The organism is Pseudomonas inefficax (assembly GCF_032164165.1).
Taxonomy (GTDB): domain Bacteria; phylum Pseudomonadota; class Gammaproteobacteria; order Pseudomonadales; family Pseudomonadaceae; genus Aquipseudomonas; species Aquipseudomonas inefficax.
This window is the reverse complement of sequence record NZ_CP134401.1, coordinates 1133775-1150496: the sequence shown is the minus strand read 5'-3', so window position 1 is coordinate 1150496 and position 16722 is coordinate 1133775. Positions and strand designations below refer to the sequence as shown.

At 62.5% G+C, this 16722-nt stretch carries 14 protein-coding genes and 3 tRNA genes; 8 read left to right on the top strand and 9 right to left on the bottom strand.

The features are described 5' to 3' along the window. Nucleotides 1-24: 24 nt before the first annotated feature. The 5 genes from RIN61_RS05130 to RIN61_RS05110 form a co-directional block, all read right to left on the bottom strand. The gene (locus RIN61_RS05130) at nt 25-1317 is read right to left on the bottom strand and encodes a virulence factor family protein (protein WP_207876966.1); all 1293 of its coding nucleotides are present in this window, start codon (nt 1315-1317) and stop codon (nt 25-27) included. After that, entirely contained in the window at nt 1317-3959 is a 2643-nt protein-coding gene (mprF, locus tag RIN61_RS05125) for a bifunctional lysylphosphatidylglycerol flippase/synthetase MprF (RefSeq protein WP_112254246.1), read from the bottom strand. Before mprF ends, RIN61_RS05130 begins: the two co-directional genes overlap by 1 nt. 262 nt (nt 3960-4221) lie before the next feature. Beyond that, a tRNA-Met gene (locus tag RIN61_RS05120) sits at nt 4222-4298 on the bottom strand. Nucleotides 4299-4422: 124 nt separating this feature from the next. Further along, nucleotides 4423-4499: transfer RNA gene (locus RIN61_RS05115), tRNA-Met, on the bottom strand. Between the two features lie 136 nt (nt 4500-4635). Further along, nucleotides 4636-4712: transfer RNA gene (locus tag RIN61_RS05110), tRNA-Met, on the bottom strand. Between the two features lie 220 nt (nt 4713-4932). Between RIN61_RS05110 and dinB the strand changes: the two genes are divergently transcribed. Then, nucleotides 4933-5991 (top strand): DNA polymerase IV, encoded by a 1059-nt coding sequence (gene dinB / locus RIN61_RS05105; protein ID WP_215521323.1) that lies wholly within the window; start codon nt 4933-4935, stop codon nt 5989-5991. A 167-nt stretch (nt 5992-6158) separates the two neighbouring features. Here dinB and RIN61_RS05100 read toward each other — a convergent pair whose 3' ends face one another. The 3 genes from RIN61_RS05100 to RIN61_RS05090 all read right to left on the bottom strand — a co-directional run bounded on the left by RIN61_RS05100 (nt 6159) and on the right by RIN61_RS05090 (nt 10274). After that, nucleotides 6159-7112, bottom strand: coding sequence for a hypothetical protein (locus tag RIN61_RS05100; RefSeq protein WP_112254244.1), 954 nt, complete (start codon nt 7110-7112; stop codon nt 6159-6161). Nucleotides 7113-7132: 20 nt separating this feature from the next. Further along, complete coding sequence (locus tag RIN61_RS05095; protein WP_207876965.1) at nt 7133-8848, bottom strand: proline--tRNA ligase; 1716 nt, start codon at nt 8846-8848, stop codon at nt 7133-7135. A gap of 160 nt (nt 8849-9008) precedes the next feature. Then, nucleotides 9009-10274, bottom strand: coding sequence for an OprD family porin (locus RIN61_RS05090; protein ID WP_112254242.1), 1266 nt, complete (start codon nt 10272-10274; stop codon nt 9009-9011). Between the two features lie 690 nt (nt 10275-10964). Here RIN61_RS05090 and RIN61_RS05085 point away from each other — a divergent pair. Together RIN61_RS05085 and RIN61_RS05080 are read left to right on the top strand one after the other, a co-directional pair. Next, nucleotides 10965-11384, top strand: coding sequence for an HIT family protein (locus RIN61_RS05085; RefSeq protein ID WP_112254241.1), 420 nt, complete (start codon nt 10965-10967; stop codon nt 11382-11384). 1 nt (nt 11385) lies between these two features. After that, on the top strand, nt 11386-11592 hold the full coding sequence (locus tag RIN61_RS05080; protein WP_112254240.1) for a SlyX family protein: 207 nt from the start codon (nt 11386-11388) through the stop codon (nt 11590-11592). Between the two features lie 77 nt (nt 11593-11669). Here RIN61_RS05080 and RIN61_RS05075 read toward each other — a convergent pair whose 3' ends face one another. After that, nucleotides 11670-12263, bottom strand: a complete 594-nt coding sequence (locus RIN61_RS05075; RefSeq protein WP_112254239.1) for a cold-shock protein — start codon at nt 12261-12263, stop codon at nt 11670-11672. Nucleotides 12264-12542: 279 nt separating this feature from the next. On the opposite strand from RIN61_RS05075, the gene RIN61_RS05070 reads away from it, so the two are divergent. The 5 genes from RIN61_RS05070 (at nt 12543) to RIN61_RS05050 (ending at nt 16648) form a co-directional block, all read left to right on the top strand. Further along, the gene (locus RIN61_RS05070; protein WP_084854477.1) at nt 12543-13016 is read left to right on the top strand and encodes a Dps family protein; all 474 of its coding nucleotides are present in this window, start codon (nt 12543-12545) and stop codon (nt 13014-13016) included. A gap of 256 nt (nt 13017-13272) precedes the next feature. Next, nucleotides 13273-13602 carry a ribbon-helix-helix domain-containing protein gene (locus RIN61_RS05065; protein WP_112254238.1) on the top strand — a complete coding sequence of 110 codons (330 nt, stop codon included), beginning with the start codon at nt 13273-13275 and terminating at the stop codon, nt 13600-13602. Between the two features lie 92 nt (nt 13603-13694). Continuing rightward, nucleotides 13695-13916 (top strand): FmdB family zinc ribbon protein, encoded by a 222-nt coding sequence (locus RIN61_RS05060; RefSeq protein WP_003254776.1) that lies wholly within the window; start codon nt 13695-13697, stop codon nt 13914-13916. A 95-nt stretch (nt 13917-14011) separates the two neighbouring features. Further along, nucleotides 14012-15787, top strand: coding sequence for an aspartate--tRNA ligase (gene aspS / locus RIN61_RS05055; RefSeq protein ID WP_207876962.1), 1776 nt, complete (start codon nt 14012-14014; stop codon nt 15785-15787). A gap of 114 nt (nt 15788-15901) precedes the next feature. Then, the gene (locus tag RIN61_RS05050; protein WP_112254236.1) at nt 15902-16648 is read left to right on the top strand and encodes a YebC/PmpR family DNA-binding transcriptional regulator; all 747 of its coding nucleotides are present in this window, start codon (nt 15902-15904) and stop codon (nt 16646-16648) included. Nucleotides 16649-16722: the final 74 nt, after the last annotated feature.

Here is a 16722-nt window from a genome sequence, read left to right as displayed (position 1 = left end):
CCGCGAATGGGTCGCAAGGTCTTATCAGTTCTGCTCAGCCACGCTGGACTTGCCCTGGCGTGTCTCGATCTCGCCGATCAGGCGCTTGGCCAATGCCGGGTAGTTTTCGTCGAAGTGGTGCCCCCCTGGCAGCTTCAGGCGTTCACCCACCGCAGTCTTGTCGGTGCAGCCGCTCTCGTCGGTTTCTTCCACACCATACACGCACACCACCTTGGAAGCCGGCAGCCTGGCCATTTCAGGCCCGGTTGGCGCTTCCTGGCCTTCCTTGCCCAGCCAGCCCTCGACTTCGATCTCGAAGCTGCCACTGCGGGCAAAGGCCAGCAGCATCACCGCGTCGATACGCTGCTGGTCCTCGGCCGGCAGGCGGTTGTAGATCGCCGGCAGCACGTCGGCGCCGAACGAATAGCCGGTCAGCACGAAGCGCTTGGTGCCCCACTTCTGCCGATAGTGCTGCATCAGCTCGGACAGGTCGGCGGCGCTTTGTTCCGGAGTCTTGTGCTGCCAGTAGTAGCGCAACGTATCGATGCCGACCACCGGGTAGCCAAGCTTGGCCATTTCCCCGGCCACGTCGCGGTCCAGGTCCCGCCAGCCACCATCACCGGAAAGGAACAGGGTGACCGTGTCGGTAGTCTGCCCGGCCGGTACCTCGACCACCGGGATGGCCAGGGCGTTGCCATCGTGGCCGACCAGGGCCTGGGTGAGCTGGGCCTTGAGCACTTGTGGCAGGTGGATGTCGTAGTCGCTGATGCTGGTTTCGGCATTGGCCTGGTCGCGCACGAAAGCGGCGCTGGCGTCATCCGGGTTGTCGTTCCAGGCGACGTTCCAGTGGCCATGGGCGGCCGACTTCGGCAGCGGTGCCTGGCAGCCGGGCTGTTCCAGGCTGAAGTCCACGGAAATCGCCCGCGCCTTGTCGTTGTTCTGGCTGGCCAGCCAGCGCCAGGCCTGGGCGGCGCCAGGGCCGATGCCGGCGACCAGGGTCGGCTTCTCCGACAATTGGCCCAGGGCCTGGTCTAGGGCCTGTTGCTGCTTGCTGCAGTCGTTGGGCGGCACGATCACCTGTACCAGTTGCGCTTCGCCGGCCTGTGCCAGGTCCAGCAGCTGCCTGTCGGTCAGCGCCTGATCCTGAGGGACACCGATGGCCACCCGGGCCTTGGGGTGCACGCCTGGGGTCACGCGGGTGATAGGGGTGCCATTGATGCTCAGTTGTTCCAGGCGCGCCTCGGGGGCCGGGCGCGTCCATAGCCAGAACGCCAGCGCGCCTCCCACGGCGGCCAACAGCAGGGGAACCAGCAGGTACAGCCAAAAGCGTCGGGTCATCAACGTTTCACCAATCCAGTCAGGCCGCCTGCAATCAGGGCGGCGGTGTCGGCCAGTGCCACCAGCGGGTCGAGCCCGGCCGGCACGGCCATGTAGCGGGGTTCCCAGTCCGGTTGGAACTTGTCCTTGAAGCGTCGAAGCCCCTGGAAGTTGTAAAGCTGCTCGCCACGGCGGAACACCATCGAGCCCAGGCGCTGGGTCAAGGGCGCGCCACGCCGCGGCTGCAGCCCGGAAAGCGGCACCATGCCCAGGCTGAAGCGGGCGTAGTCATGGCTTTTGTAGTGCAGGATCAGGCCGATCATCATGAATTCCATGGTCAGCTTCGGGGCTTCGGGGTGGGCCCGCATCAGGTCAAGGCTGGCCAGTTCATTGCCATGGGTTTCAAGCAGGTTGGCGAAAGCCACCGGGCGGCCCTGAAAGCGGATCAGGGCAATGCGAAAATGCTGCAGGTACTCAGGGCTGAAGCGCCCCAGCGAGAAGCCTTTCTCACGCACGTTCTTGCCGCCGAGCCAGGCGTCGGAAATTTCCTTCAGCTCTGCCAGCGGAGCATGCCCGGGTTCGTGGATCTCCAGGCTCAGGCCGTCACGACCGCCACGGTTCCAGGTGTAGCGCAAGTCCTTCATCTCCTTGCCCTTGGCTTCGAGGTCGAAGCGGCGCAAGTCGACCCGGGCTTCTTCGCCCAGCTTCAGCGCGGTCAGGCCGATGTCCATGTAGAACGGCAGGTTCTCGGCGCGCACCTGATAGAACACCGGGCGGGCATGGTGCAGGTCGCACAGGTCGCGGAACTGCCAGATCATCTCGGCGCGCTCCTGGGCCGGGCCGATCGGGTCGTACAAGGCCACCAGGCTGCGACCGCGACGGGCGTACATGAGGAAGGCGTTGTCAGCAGGGTGGAACAACAGCGCCTTGTCGCCGGTCAGCGCCAGGCCGCCATCGGGCTGGTCAGAGGCCAGCAGAATGCGGTTGGCCCGCTGCAGTTCCTGTTCATCGGGCAGGTGGATTACCGGTGGTGCCGTGCGCAGCAGCCAGGTCAGGGCCACCGCCGCCAGCAGCAAGGCGCTGCCCATTGCGGCGCGCAGGCCGCGCGGGGCGTCGGCATCGAGGGTGAACTGCCACCACAGCTGATGGCTGTAGGGCACATCCTGGTAGGCGAACAGCAACAGCCACACCGATGCGCCCACCACACAGGCGCTGGCCACCAGAAACACCGGCGAGAACGGCAACTCGAGCAAGCGGCTGGGGCGGTAGAAGGAGCGGCGGAACAGAGCGAGCAGGGTGGCAGTAAGGGTCAGCAGGCAGGCCTCTTCCCAATCGAAGCCCTTGAGCAGCGACAGCAGGGCGCCGACCAGCAACAGCACGGTGGTCAGCAGCCAGGCGGCGGACAGGCGCCGGCGCAGGCCCTGGGCCAGCAGCAGGCACAGCACGCCGATCAGGCTGGCGCCGAAGTGCGAGGCGTCGATCAGGCGGTGCGGTACCAGGAAACCCATGTGCTCCAGGCGGGTGTCGATCTCCGGCGTGGCCCCGGAGAAAAGCAGCACCACCCCGGACAGGAACACCAGGATCGACAGGATCGGCGCAGCCAGCCCGGAAGCGGCCTTGATAGCCTGTTGCGCGAACAGCAGGCGCCGGGCTTCGTTGGCCAACAGCAGCACGCAGGCCAGCAGCAGCGGCAGTACCACGTAGATCAGCCGATACAGCAGCAGTGCTGCTGCCAGCGGCGCCGCGCCGAGTTGGTCGGCAAACGCTGCCAGCAGGATCGCTTCGAACACCCCGACGCCGCCCGGTACGTGGCTGAGCACACCTGCGGCCAAGGCCAGCAAATACACCAGGACAAAGGCACCAAATGGCGGTGCTTCGGGCAGCAGCAGATACAGCACGGTGGCGGCAGCCGCGACATCCAGTGCGGTGATCAGCAGTTGCAGGGCGGTCAGGCGGGCGCTGGGCAGGCGTAGTGTGCGCCGGCCTAGCTGTACCAGCAGGTTATCGGCCAGTGGTTGTTCGGCCAGGCGCCGGCGGTACAGGCCGAACACCAGCACGCTGCACAGCACCAGCACGGCTATGGCGATACCCGCCAGCAAGCCCGTCGCCAGACCCAGTGCGGCCGAGGCCGCCGGCAGGTCGCTCAGGGTCGCCAAGGCGGCCAGGGGCGGTAGCGCACAGCCCAGCGATAGGCTGGCGAACACGCTCATCCGCGCCACTTCGCCTGCGCCGACCCCTTGCCGCGCATACAGGCGGTAGCGCACCGAACCTCCCGACAGCATCGACAGGCCGATGGCGTTGCCGATGGCAAAGGCACTGAAGCCGCCCAGCAGCAGGCTGGGCAGCGGCAGTTTCACACCGGCATAGCGGCTGGCCGACCACTCGTAACCCAGCAGAATCAGGAAGCCGGCCACGGTTGCCAGCAAGGCACCGAGCAACGCCTGGGTCGGTACGCTGAGCATGGCATCGTGCAAGGCATAGATATCCAACTCGCTCAACAGGTGGCGGCAGGCGATCAAGGCCATGGTGAACAACACCAGGGTCACTGCCAGGCTGATGGGCTGACGGTAGCGGCTCAAGCGCTCGAGCAAGGGCAGGCGTTGCACGGCCCCCGGCAGCGCCGAGGCGAGCGGTGCTGCCGGTTCTGGGTTTGGCGAAGTCATTGGTTGCCTCGGGCATGCAGCGCGAGGAGAGGGGAAGGTGCGGCCAAGTGAAAGTCCCTTAGAAAAACGTATCCCCATGTTACTCCGGGCTCGGGCGCTTGCAGCGGCCTGGCCGGGTTAAAGATAGTTCATCCAAGGCACGCCCTTTCTAGCCAGGGGGTGGCTGAGGGGGCGAGGGAATTCGAGGCGAGGAAAAAGCAGAGGGGCGAAAACGACAAACCCCGCGCTGCTGTTACACAGGCGGGGTTTGTTCTGACGAATATGGTTGCGGGAGCCGGATTTGAACCGACGACCTTCGGGTTATGAGCCCGACGAGCTACCAGGCTGCTCCATCCCGCGTCAGAGGTGCGCATTCTACAGCTTGGCGATTGGTTGTCAAGCTTTTTGAACTTCAGGCTAGCGATGCACATTTTCAGAGGCAAAGAAAAAGGCCACTGTGTATACAGTGGCCTTTTCTTGAATCTGGTTGCGGGAGCCGGATTTGAACCGACGACCTTCGGGTTATGAGCCCGACGAGCTACCAGGCTGCTCCATCCCGCGTCAGTGGGGCGGATTCTACAGCTTGTGGCGGGTGTGTCAAGCGCTAACGTTTGATTTCTCGACACTTTTTGCTGGCAGAGGTTTTCTGCGCACAAAGAAAAAGGCCACTGCGTTAACAGTGGCCTTTTCTCGAATCTGGTTGCGGGAGCCGGATTTGAACCGACGACCTTCGGGTTATGAGCCCGACGAGCTACCAGGCTGCTCCATCCCGCGCCTGTGAGATCGAATTCTACGGATTCTCTTCCCATTGTCAAGCAAATGTTCTGGAAAAACCTTTTTTGTTCAACCCCTTAGCGTATTCAAATGTATGCAGCTCAGGCACGGTGGGGCTTTCAGGCCGATTATCGTGTGCCGAAGCGGGTGAGCTGTTTCACAACAGTACGCATGCGATACTATCTGTATGAATTTACAGTGCTGACGGTCATCCATGTCCTTGCGCAAGATCATCCACGTCGACTGCGATTGCTTCTACGCCGCGATCGAAATGCGTGACGACCCGCGCCTGGCCGGGCGGCCCATGGCGGTGGGGGGCTCGGCCGACCATCGTGGGGTCATCGCCACCTGCAACTATGAGGCGCGTGCCTACGGCGTGCGTTCGGCCATGTCGTCGCGGCACGCGCTGAAACTGTGCCCGGACCTGCTGATCGTCAAGCCGCGCTTCGAGGCCTACCGTGAGGCCTCGCGGGAAATCCACACGATCTTCCGCGACTACACCGAGCTGATCGAGCCGCTGTCACTGGACGAGGCCTATCTGGATGTGAGCGACAGCCAATGGTACTCGGGCAGCGCCACGCGCATTGCCGAAGATATCCGCCGCCGCGTCGCCCGCACCCTGCATATCACTGTCTCGGCTGGCGTGGCGCCGAACAAGTTCCTGGCCAAGATCGCCAGTGACTGGCGCAAGCCCAATGGCCTGTTCGTGATTACCCCGGACGAAGTGGAGGCATTTGTTGCGGCCCTGCCGGTGGCCAGGTTGCACGGGGTGGGCAAGGTAACGGCAGACAAGATGGCGCGGTTGGGTATCGAAACCTGCCTGGAGCTGCGCGAATGGTCGCGTCTGGCGCTGGTGCGCGAGTTCGGCAGCTTTGGCGAGCGGTTGTGGGGGCTGGCGCGGGGTATCGATGAGCGTGCGGTACACAATGACAGCCGCCGGCAGTCGGTCAGCGTGGAAAACACCTACGACACCGACCTGCCGGACCTGGCCAGTTGCCTGGCACGGCTGCCCGAACTGCTGGAAAGCCTGAACCAGCGTATCGCCCGCATGGACAGTAGTTACCGGCCGGAAAAGCCCTTCGTCAAGGTCAAGTTCCATGACTTCAGCCAGACCACCATGGAGCAGGCGGGGGCGGGCAGAGACCTTGAGAGTTATCGCCAGTTGCTGGGGCAGGCGTTTGCCCGTGGTGGCAAGCCGGTACGCTTGTTGGGGGTGGGCGTGAGGCTGCGCGACTTGCGCGGGGCGCATGAGCAGCTGGAGCTGTTCCCGCCTGAATAAAAGGCCTGGGCCTGGCTGCACGGCCCCCTGTGGGAGCGGCCTTGTGTCGCGAAAGGGCCGCGCGGCGGCCCCAGGATTACAGCTGTGATGCATCAATTGTCGGGGCTGCTCTGCAGCCCTTTCGCGACACAAGGCCGCTCCCACAAGGGGATGCGTTGCCGCAGCAGTTACTGCGCGCCCGGGTCAGCCACCAACCTGCCGGTGGCCTTGGTCAGCGACTGCAGAAATTCCTGCTGCAACTCCGGGTCGTTGCGGGTCAGTTCGATCAGGCTCTGTTCCATTTCACTGGCTTCCTCTTCCAGGCCCAGTTCGGACAAGCGCTTGACCCGGTGTACCCATTGGCCGACATCGTCATCTTCGAGGTCATCGAAGATCAGTTCATGGGCTTCGAGCAGCTTGTTGCGCAGGGTGGCGCTGACCAGCAGGCTGGCATCGCCACGTACCGCGTTGTCCTCGTCCAGCACCTGCAGGTGCAGGGTACCGATGTGGTTGAGGTTCTGCTCGGAGAACGGGCTGTCGAGCAGGTTCAGGCGCAGCACGCCGTTCCTGTCGGTGGTCAGCTCGTGGGTCATCTTGCCAGCCTTCACCTCGACCAGGCGCTCGCTCCAGGGCAGGCTGGTAGATTCCTCGCGCTTGCCTTTCTGCACTTCGCTGATCCCGGCCAGGTTCTGCTGGGCACGGCCGTTGGACGGCACGTTCATGAACGGGTTGAGCCCGTCCACGCCGTAGCTGAGCCAGTCGTGGGTGATGCTTTCCGGCAGGTTGCCCAGGGCGAACACATTGACCACGTTGGCACCCACGCCTGCCACCACAGCCACCGCACCCAGCGGGATCTCGTAGATCTCCCGCCAGGGTTGGTAAGGCGTATAGCGGTCATAGCTGCGGGTGACTTCGAATTCGGTGACTTCGAAGCGCTTCTGCTCATGCACGCGCACACGCCGTTGCGGAAGCTCCATCACCTTCGGCTCGCCGACATCGATCTGCAGGGTGTGCTCGAGCAGCTTGCGCTCGACGCGCTCCTCATGGTCGCTGCGCTGGGACATCTGGTTGGCGCAGCCACTGACGAGCAGGGCGCCGCACAGTGCGGCGCCCCCCAGGGGAAAGGTACTTCGCTTGAACATGATCACTCGTGCATTGGTTATCAGCGGCGAACGCGGGCCTGCAGGAAGGTCAGCACTTCATCGAGCGGCAACGCTTGGGCGTCCTGCTCTGTGCGGTGCTTGTACTCCAGGTTGCCTTCGGCCAGGCCGCGATCGCTGACGACGACGCGGTGCGGGATGCCGATCAGTTCCATGTCGGCAAACTTGATGCCTGGGCTGGTCTTCTTGTCACGGTCGTCCAGCAGCACTTCGTAGCCGGCAGCAGTCAGTTCGGCGTACAGCTTGTCGGTCGCCTCGCGAACCACCTCGGTTTCGTAGCGCAGCGGGACCAGGGCGATCTGGAACGGAGCCAGGGCGTCGTTCCAGATGATGCCCTTGTCGTCATAGCTCTGCTCGATGGCAGCTGCGACCACGCGGGACACACCGATGCCGTAGCAGCCCATGGACAGGGTGACCGGCTTGCCGTTCTCGCCCAGTACCTGGCACTTCAGCGCCTCGCTGTACTTGGTGCCAAGCTGGAAGATGTGGCCCACTTCGATGCCGCGCTTGATCACCAGGGTACCCTGGCCGTCCGGGCTCGGGTCGCCTTCGACCACGTTACGCAGGTCGGCGACCTGTGGAACCGGCAGGTCGCGCTCCCAGTTCACGCCGAAGTAGTGCTTGTCGTCGATGTTGGCGCCGATGCCGAAGTCGCTCATCAGGGCAACCGAACGGTCGATGATGATTTCCAGCGGCAGGTTCAGCGGGCCGAGCGAACCTGCGCCGGCACCGATGGCCTCGCGCAGTTCGGCGTCGCTGGCCATCACCAGCGGGTCGGCAACCTGTTCCAGCTTGGCGGCCTTGATTTCGTTGAGCTCATGGTCGCCACGCACGATCAGTGCAACCAGCTTGCCCTCTTCGGCGCCGCGCACGATCAGGGTCTTGACGGTCTTCTCGATCGGCAGGCCGAAGTTTTCCACCAGCTGGGCGATAGTCTTGGCGTTCGGCGTGTCGACCAGGCGCAGCTCCTCGGTAGGGGCCGGGCGCACGGTTTCACGCGGGATGGCTTCGGCCTTCTCGATGTTGGCGGCGTAGTCGGAGCTGTCGCTGAAGATCACATCGTCTTCGCCAGACTCGGCCAGCACGTGGAACTCGTGCGAGTAGCTGCCACCGATAGAGCCGGTGTCGGCCTGCACCGGGCGGAAGTCCAGGCCCAGGCGGGTGAAGATATTGGTGTACGCCTGATGCATGCGATCGTAGGTTTCCTGCAGGGAAGCCTGGTCGGCATGGAACGAGTAGGCGTCCTTCATGATGAACTCGCGGCCGCGCATCAAGCCGAAGCGCGGGCGGATCTCGTCACGGAACTTGGTCTGGATCTGGTACATGTTGAGCGGCAGCTGTTTATAGCTGGACAGCTCGTTGCGGGCCAGGTCGGTGATCACTTCTTCGTGGGTCGGGCCGACGCAGAAGTCGCGCTGGTGGCGATCCTTCAGGCGCAGCAGCTCGGGGCCGTACTGTTCCCAGCGGCCGGATTCCTGCCACAGTTCGGCGGGCTGGATGCTGGGCATCAGCACTTCCAGGGCGCCGGCGGCGTTCATTTCCTCACGCACCACGGCCTCGACCTTGCGCATCACCCGCAAGCCCATCGGCAGCCAGGTGTACAGGCCGGAGGCCAGTTTGCGGATCATGCCGGCACGCAGCATGAGCTGATGGCTGATGACCACTGCGTCGGCAGGGGTTTCTTTCTGGGTGGCGAGCAAATATTGACTGGTGCGCATGGTGAGCCGTGTCGATTGCCTAAGACATTGAAATGACCCCGCATTGTACGGGGGCGAAACGAAGGCGTACAGGATGCCCCAGGGCGTGACACTTGTCAGCCAAGAAAAAGCCCGGCGTGATCGCCGGGCTTTTTCAAGTGCGGGGCACTGCAAGCCAGGCTTACAGGATGCTCAGCGGGTACTCCACGATCAGGCGCAGTTCGTCGATCGATGGGGAATCGTAGTAGGTGCCATCGGAAGAACGGTAGGTAGCCTGACGTACGCGGAAGCTCAGGTCTTTCGCCGGGCCGCTCTGCAGCACGTACTTGATATCGACGTCGCGTTCCCATTCCTTGCCGTTGCTGGTGCCGGTGACGTTGGCATCGGTACCGCGTACATAACGGGTCATGAAGGTCAGGCCCGGAATGCCGTATTCGGCAAAGTTCAGGTCGTAGCGAGCCTGCCAGGACTTCTCGTCTTCGGCGTTGAAGTCGGAACGGGCCACGGAGTTGGCCAGGAAGATGGTGCCGCCACCGTCGATGCCGTAGCCGTAGTCGCCGTCACCGGTAACTTTCTGGTAGGCCAGGGTGAAGGTGTGAGCGCCGATGTTGTAGGCGCCCGACAGGCTGAACGCGCGGTTGTCCAGTTTGTCGCCATCGAATGCGCGGTACTCGGCCGAGCCTTCGCTCTTGGTGTCATAGATGTTGAAGTCGAACACCAGGCCTTGCTTGTCCGAGATCGGCAGCGCCCAGTTGACGTTGGCGTAGTACTTGCGCCAGTAGTCTTCAACCTTCGAGTAGTACAGGCTGGTGCTGAGGTTGTCGGTGAAGGCGTAGGTACCACCTACCACGTTGGCTTCCTTCAGGTGGAAGCTGTCGCGGTCGGTCTGCTCCTGGGCGGTCAGGCTGGTGAAATGACCAGCGTGCAGGGTCAGGCCCTCGATCTCGTTGCTGGTGATCAGGGTGCCCTGGGCGATTTCTGGCAGCAGGCGGCTGTCGTCGGTGGCGAAGACCGGCAGAGCGGTGAACTGGTCACCCACTTTCAGCACGGTGTCGGAGATGCGGAATTTGACCGCGCCGCCGCCCTTGGAGTAGTCATCCTGCGAACGGCCGTCGGAGCCGGTCGGGAACAGGCCGGTACCGGCGCGGCCCTTGCCGCTGTCCAGTTTCAGGCCGAGCATGCCGATGGCATCCACACCCACACCCACGGTGCCCTGGGTGAAGCCGGACTCGAAGGTGCCGAGGAAGCCCAGGCCGGTCTCTTCGCGACGGCTCTGGCCGCCTTCGTTGTTACGGAAGTCACGGCTGAAGTACAGCATGCGGGTCTTGACGTTCAGCTTGCTGTCTTCGATGAAACCTTTGGACTCGTCCTGGGAAGAGGCCAATGCCAACTGCGAGGTCCCTGCCGCAACGGCCAGGGCGATCATGCTCCACTTCATCACGCGCATCGTGATTTGCTCCTTTGGTTTTTAGGAAGAGTACCGCTGCGTCCAAGTGTTTTAGTTATATGGGGCAGCTCTTTCTTGTTATGTCGGCGAAAATGTATAGCACGCTGACTGTTGTTGGCGATATGGGTATAAACATCCTTTGCGGAACTTTTTCACCATGTCGCTTTCAGGTATTTCCATGTCGCAAATCACGCCCGATTCAAGGGCCGTTCAACACCAGCGCTGTTTCTTTCACCGTAATGAATCTGTAACTACCGATTCCGGTTGGGAAACTCCCTGGTAACCAATGCCGCTGTTGTCATTTGTCGCGTACACCTGTCGATGCAGATGTCGTGCCGACTTGGCGTGAAAGGAATGCAACAAGCGTGCTCAAAATTCGCAACGCTTCATGAAATTTTCACAAAACCGGCTACCGGGGGTCGGAAAGTGCCGTAAATACGGGGCGGGAGCCGCCTGGCGAGGTATTACAGTCAAGAATCATTAAAATTTGAAAAGCTGTCATGAAAGTCAATGTGTTACCGCAACTTGTTCATGCAGTGTCACCTGTGGGGTGGCAAGTGGGGTGCCAGGTGTATCGGCAGCCTCATTTTGGTGCGAAAAGTAGCGCTGTGTTACCGGGAACGTGCAGGGTATCCTTGCAGGCCTGTTTTCCGCGTGAAGCGGGTTGGTTCTGCCTGAAGGAGATTTGCCGTGTTCGTCCTCGATTCGCGTTTGCAGCAGGATTCGCTGGTGCTGGGGGAATTTGCGCTGTGCCAGTTGCTGCTGAGCAAGGATGCCAACTATCCATGGTTCATCCTAGTGCCCAAGCGCGCCGGCATCAGCGAACTGTTCGAGCTCGATGTCGCGGAGCAGCAGCAGTTGTGGCAGGAAACCACCCTGCTGGCCGAAGCGCTGAAGGCCAGCTACGGCGCCGACAAGATGAATGTGGCCACCCTGGGCAATGTGGTCAGCCAGTTGCACATGCATGTGATCGTGCGCCAGCGCGACGACGCCGCCTGGCCGGCACCAGTGTGGGGCAAGTGCCCGGCAGTGGCCTACACCGATGAGCAGGTCGAAGCCATTCGCCAACGCCTGCGTGAACTGAAACTCGATGGTTACACAGAGGCCTGATATGTCGTTGGAAATGCGAATGGTCGAGCTGGAAACCCGTCAGGCGTTCCAGGATGACACCATCCAGGCGCTGAATGACGTGGTGGTCGAGCAGGGGCGGGTGATCGAACGGCTGCAGTTGCAGATGGCCGAGCTGATCAAGCGTTACGAAGAGATGGTTGGCCAGTACGGCAGCGAAGGGGACGAGGCGCCGCCGCCTCATTATTAATACCTGAAACTACTGCACCCACGTTGAGCGCACACGAACCCTGTGGGAGCGGGCAAGCCCGCTCCCACAGGGGGGAGTCAGCGGCGGGTTACCGCAACCACATCCTCGGCCTGCAGGCCCTTGTCACGGTGCATAACGGAAAACTCCACGCGCTGGCCTTCCACAAGGATGCGGTGGCCTTCGCCGCGAATGGCGCGAAAGTGCACGAAGATATCATCGCCCGAGTCGCGGGAGATGAAGCCGAAGCCTTTGGATGTGTTGAACCACTTCACGGTACCGGTATCACGATTGCCGGCATCCTGCGCTGCGTGCTGGCTGGCGCGGACCTTGCGAGGGCTGCGGGCAAAGCCCACGGCCAGGTGCACGGCCACGGCCAGTGCTGCGCAGACCAGTGCGGCCAGGTTGCCCATTTCCGGGCGGGCCAGCAGTGTCAGGGTCTGCAGCACCACGGCCACTACCAGCAGGGCGCACGCCAGGTGCTGCAACTGCTGCCGCGCGCCGCGGTAGTACAGTGGCACGACCGGGGCCAGGACGAGGTTGAGCAGGCCGAGCAGGGCCAGGTAGACCGCGTCGGGTTGTTGCAGGAAGGGTGACGCATCGGTTTTCAGGCTGGGTATGAGCGATAGCAGCAAGGCTGCCACGCCCGTCACCAGATGGACGATCTTGAACATGGGGGTTGGCTCACAGTTATAAGGCCGATCACAGGAAGAGCTGGCTGCACGGTGCGCATGAGGTGTAGGGCGCGAAAACGTGACAGGCCAGCCTATGCACCCGGCAATGACAATCTGCACGGGTGGCACCGTGCCTATTTAACAGTAAAGCCGCAGGGTACTCAAACCGCAGGGCGCGCGGAGCGATGTGTTGCGCCATGTCACATGCGGCGGGCGCCAAGTGTTGCTACAGTGGTCGGCACCCGCTTGGGTCTCAAGCCTTATGGAAAGGGGAACTTCATGGCAATCGATATCGGTATCAGTGAAGAAGATCGCAAGTCCATCGTCGATGGGCTGTCCCGGCTGTTGTCGGATACCTACGTGCTGTATCTGAAAACCCATAACTTCCACTGGAACGTCACCGGTCCGTCGTTCCGCACCCTGCACCTGATGTTCGAAGAGCAGTACAACGAACTGGCGCTTGCGGTCGACTCGATCGCCGAGCGCATTCGTGCCCTGGGCTTCCCGGCACCCGGGTCCTATGCATTTTATGCACGGCACTCATCGATCAAGGAGGAGGAAGGGGTACCGCCTGCCGACGAGATGATCCGCCAGCTGGTGCAGGGCCAGGAGGCCGTGGTGCGGACCGCGCGCAGCATCTTCCCGGTGGTGGACAAGGTCAGTGACGAGCCGACCGCCGACCTGCTGACCCAGCGCATGCAGGTGCACGAGAAAACCGCCTGGATGCTGCGGGTGCTGCTCGACGGTAATTAAGTTCACAAATTCGTCCGGTCTGCACTGATCCTTGTGGGAGCGGCCTTGTGTCGCGATGGGCTGCGCAGCAGCCCCAAGATTGCAGCCTTAGCAAAGAATGCCGGGGCTGCTGCGCAGCCCATCGCGACACAAGGCCGCTCCCACAGGTCCTGTTAAGGCCTTATGTATTTTGTGCGGGAAGATTTTGCCGCTGCTTCAAGCTCGCCGATCAGCGCTTCATAGGCCACCTGGTACCTGTGACGAGGAAGTGTGGCGCATGATGCAAGCAAGCAAGCGTGTGGCTGGCCAGGGGCGTTGGCCGGATAAACAGTGCATCGACCCGTTCAAGGCGGATTTCGACATGCTGCAGACCCAGCCGGTGTCGCGCTCGGTGCGGCTCAACGGTTTTTCCACCTGCCTGCGGCTGGAAGCCGTCTACTGGGGTATCCTGGAGCGCATCGCCGCGGCAAACCGCTGCTCGGTCAGCGCGGTGCTGTCCTACGTGGACCGCGAGGTGCATCTGCGACAGGGTGGGGTGCGCAACTTCAGCGGGCTGATCCGTGTTATCTGCGTCGCCTGGCTGCTGGACCCGCCAAGTGCGCGCTGATCGCCTGGCGGGCTGCGCAGTGCTTGCTAACCATATATAATCCCGCTTTTTGCTGCCCCGGCAGCCAGCGTTGTGGTTGACGAGAGACACCCATGCCCCTTTATGACTATCAATGTGCATCCTGCGAGCACCGCATGGAAGTGCTGCAGAAGATCAGCGCCGCGCCGCTGACCGATTGCCCGGCCTGCCAGGCGCCGGCGCTGAAGAAACTGCTGTCGGTGCCAGGCTTCCGCCTGAGCGGTAACGGTTGGTACGAAACCGACTTCAAGACCGGGGCAAAAAAGAATCTGGCAGGCGGCGACAAGGCCGACTGAGTTGAATGCTGTGACCGGGTCTTGCAGTATTAGCCCTCTGCGGGCGGCCAAGGCCTCCACCGAATACACGAATCACGAGAAGCGAAACCACCATCATGATGCGCAGCCATTATTGCGGCCAACTGAACGAGAGCCTGGACGGCCAGGAAGTCACCCTTTGCGGCTGGGTCCATCGTCGCCGCGACCACGGCGGGGTGATCTTCCTCGACATCCGTGACCGCGAAGGCATGGCCCAGGTCGTGTTCGACCCGGATCGCGCCGAAACCTTCGCCGCCGCTGACCGCGTGCGCAGCGAATACGTCGTGCAGATCACCGGCAAGGTTCGCAAGCGCCCTGAAGGTGCGGTGAATGCCAACATGGCTTCCGGCGCCATCGAGATCCTCGGCTACCAGCTGAACGTGCTCAACGAAGCGGAAACCCCGCCGTTCCCGCTGAACGAATACTCCGACGTCGGCGAGGAAACTCGCCTGCGCTACCGTTTCATCGACCTGCGTCGCCCGGAAATGGCCGACAAGCTGCGCCTGCGTTCGCGCATCACCAGCAGCATTCGTCGCTTCCTCGACGAAAACGGCTTCCTCGACGTCGAGACGCCGATCCTGACCCGTGCCACCCCGGAAGGCGCGCGTGACTACCTGGTGCCTAGCCGTACCCACGCCGGCAGCTTCTTCGCCCTGCCGCAGTCGCCGCAGCTGTTCAAGCAGCTGCTGATGGTCGCCGGCTTCGACCGCTACTACCAGATCGCCAAGTGCTTCCGTGACGAAGACCTGCGTGCCGACCGCCAGCCGGAATTCACCCAGATCGACATCGAGACCAGCTTCCTCGATGAAAGCGAGATCATGGGCCTGACCGAAAGCATGATCCGCAAGCTGTTCAAGGAAGTGCTGGACCTGGAATTCGGCGACTTCCCGCACATGACCTTCGAAGAGGCCATGCGCCGCTACGGCTCCGACAAGCCGGACCTGCGTATTCCGCTGGAACTGGTCGACGTTGCCGACCAGCTCAAGGACGTCGACTTCAAGGTGTTCGCCGGCCCGGCCAACGATCCGAAGTGCCGCGTTACCGCCCTGCGCCTGCCAGGCGGCGCCAGCATGCCGCGCAGCAAGATCGACGAGTACACCAAGTTCGTCGGCATCTACGGTGCCAAGGGCCTGGCCTACATCAAGGTCAACGAGCGCGCCAAGGGCGTCGAAGGCCTGCAGTCGCCGATCGTCAAGAACATCCCCGAGGCCAACCTCAACACCATCCTCGACCGCGTTGGCGCCGTTGACGGCGACATCGTGTTCTTCGGTGCCGACAAGTTCAAGGTGGTCAGCGAAGCCCTGGGCGCACTGCGTATCCGCCTGGGCCACGACTTCGAGCTGCTGACCTGCGAGTGGGCACCGATGTGGGTGGTCGACTTCCCGATGTTCGAAGAGAACGAGGACGGCAGCTTCACCGCGCTGCACCACCCGTTTACCGCGCCGAAGTGCACCCCGGAAGAGCTCGAGGCCAACCCGGCCACGGCCCTGTCCCGTGCCTACGACATGGTCCTGAACGGTACCGAGCTGGGTGGCGGTTCGATCCGTATTCACCGTAAAGAGATGCAACAGGCCGTGTTCCGCCTGCTGGGCATCGAAGCGGCAGAACAGGAAGAGAAGTTCGGCTTCCTGCTCGACGCCCTGAAGTTCGGTGCACCGCCGCACGGTGGCCTGGCCTTCGGCCTGGACCGCCTGGTCATGCTGATGACCGGCGCCCAGTCGATTCGTGAAGTGATCGCCTTCCCGAAAACCCAGAGCGCTGCGTGCGTCATGACCCAGGCCCCTGGCATGGTCGACGCCAAGGCCCTGCGCGAGCTGCACATTCGACTGCGCGAACAGACCAAGGTCGAGTAAGCAGTCCCCGGGCGCATCCACATGGATGCGCCTTTGCGTTTCGGCGCAGGCAATTTCCCGTCCCGCCCCGTACAGGGGCGGGGCTGTTTGTGATTCAAAGGATTCGGAGTCGTTATGGCTGGTCATTCCAAGTGGGCGAACATCAAGCACCGCAAAGAGCGCCAGGATGCCAAGAGAGGCAAGATCTTCACCAAGTGGATCCGCGAACTGACGGTCGCTGCCAAGCAGGGTGGTGCTGACCCGGCATCCAACCCGCGCCTGCGTCTGGCGCTGGACAAGGCCCTGGGCGCCAACATGAGTCGCGACATCATCGATCGTGCCGTGGCCCGTGGTGCCGGCACAAACGAAAGCGACAACGTCGAAGAGCTCAGTTACGAAGGTTACGGCCCGGGTGGCGTGGCGATCATGGTCGAGGCCATGACCGACAACCGCAACCGTACCGCCGCCGCCGTGCGTCATGCCTTCTCCAAGTGTGGTGGCAACCTGGGCACCGACGGTTCGGTGGCCTACCTGTTCGAGCGCAAGGGGCAGATCAGCTTTGCCCCGGGCGTGGAAGAAGACGCGCTGATGGAAGCGGCGATGGAAGCCGATGCCGACGACGTGGTGGCCAACGACGACGGCTCGTTCGACGTGTTCACCTCGTTCAACAGCTTCTACGCCGTGCGCAATGCCCTGGAAGAGGCTGGCTTCAAGGCTGCTGACGCGGAAATCATCATGCAGCCGACCACCAGCGCCGAACTCGACCAGGACGGTGCCGAGAAGGTGCTCAAGCTGATCGACATGCTCGAAGACCTGGATGACGTGCAGAACGTCTACTCCAATGCCCAGATTTCCGATGAGATCATGGAAAACCTCGGCTAAGGTGCCCTGGCGACCCCGGCAGGGGCTTTGAATATTTCAGTGCCTGTATCGGCCCTTTCGCGGGTAAACCCGCT

Excerpts from the sequence above, each read along its gene's own strand:
- RIN61_RS05130 (WP_207876966.1), bottom strand. The coding sequence starts at position 1,317 with ATGACCCGACGCTTTTGGCTGTACCTGCTGGTTCCCCTGCTGTTGGCC.
- mprF (WP_112254246.1), bottom strand. The coding sequence starts at position 3,959 with ATGACTTCGCCAAACCCAGAACCGGCAGCACCGCTCGCCTCGGCGCTG.
- RIN61_RS05100 (WP_112254244.1), bottom strand. The coding sequence starts at position 7,112 with ATGTTCAAGCGAAGTACCTTTCCCCTGGGGGGCGCCGCACTGTGCGGC.
- RIN61_RS05095 (WP_207876965.1), bottom strand. The coding sequence starts at position 8,848 with ATGCGCACCAGTCAATATTTGCTCGCCACCCAGAAAGAAACCCCTGCC.
- RIN61_RS05090 (WP_112254242.1), bottom strand. The coding sequence starts at position 10,274 with ATGCGCGTGATGAAGTGGAGCATGATCGCCCTGGCCGTTGCGGCAGGG.
- RIN61_RS05080 (WP_112254240.1), top strand. The coding sequence starts at position 11,386 with ATGTCGTTGGAAATGCGAATGGTCGAGCTGGAAACCCGTCAGGCGTTC.
- RIN61_RS05075 (WP_112254239.1), bottom strand. The coding sequence starts at position 12,263 with ATGTTCAAGATCGTCCATCTGGTGACGGGCGTGGCAGCCTTGCTGCTA.
- RIN61_RS05070 (WP_084854477.1), top strand. The coding sequence starts at position 12,543 with ATGGCAATCGATATCGGTATCAGTGAAGAAGATCGCAAGTCCATCGTC.
- RIN61_RS05065 (WP_112254238.1), top strand. The coding sequence starts at position 13,273 with ATGATGCAAGCAAGCAAGCGTGTGGCTGGCCAGGGGCGTTGGCCGGAT.
- RIN61_RS05060 (WP_003254776.1), top strand. The coding sequence starts at position 13,695 with ATGCCCCTTTATGACTATCAATGTGCATCCTGCGAGCACCGCATGGAA.
- aspS (WP_207876962.1), top strand. The coding sequence starts at position 14,012 with ATGATGCGCAGCCATTATTGCGGCCAACTGAACGAGAGCCTGGACGGC.
- RIN61_RS05050 (WP_112254236.1), top strand. The coding sequence starts at position 15,902 with ATGGCTGGTCATTCCAAGTGGGCGAACATCAAGCACCGCAAAGAGCGC.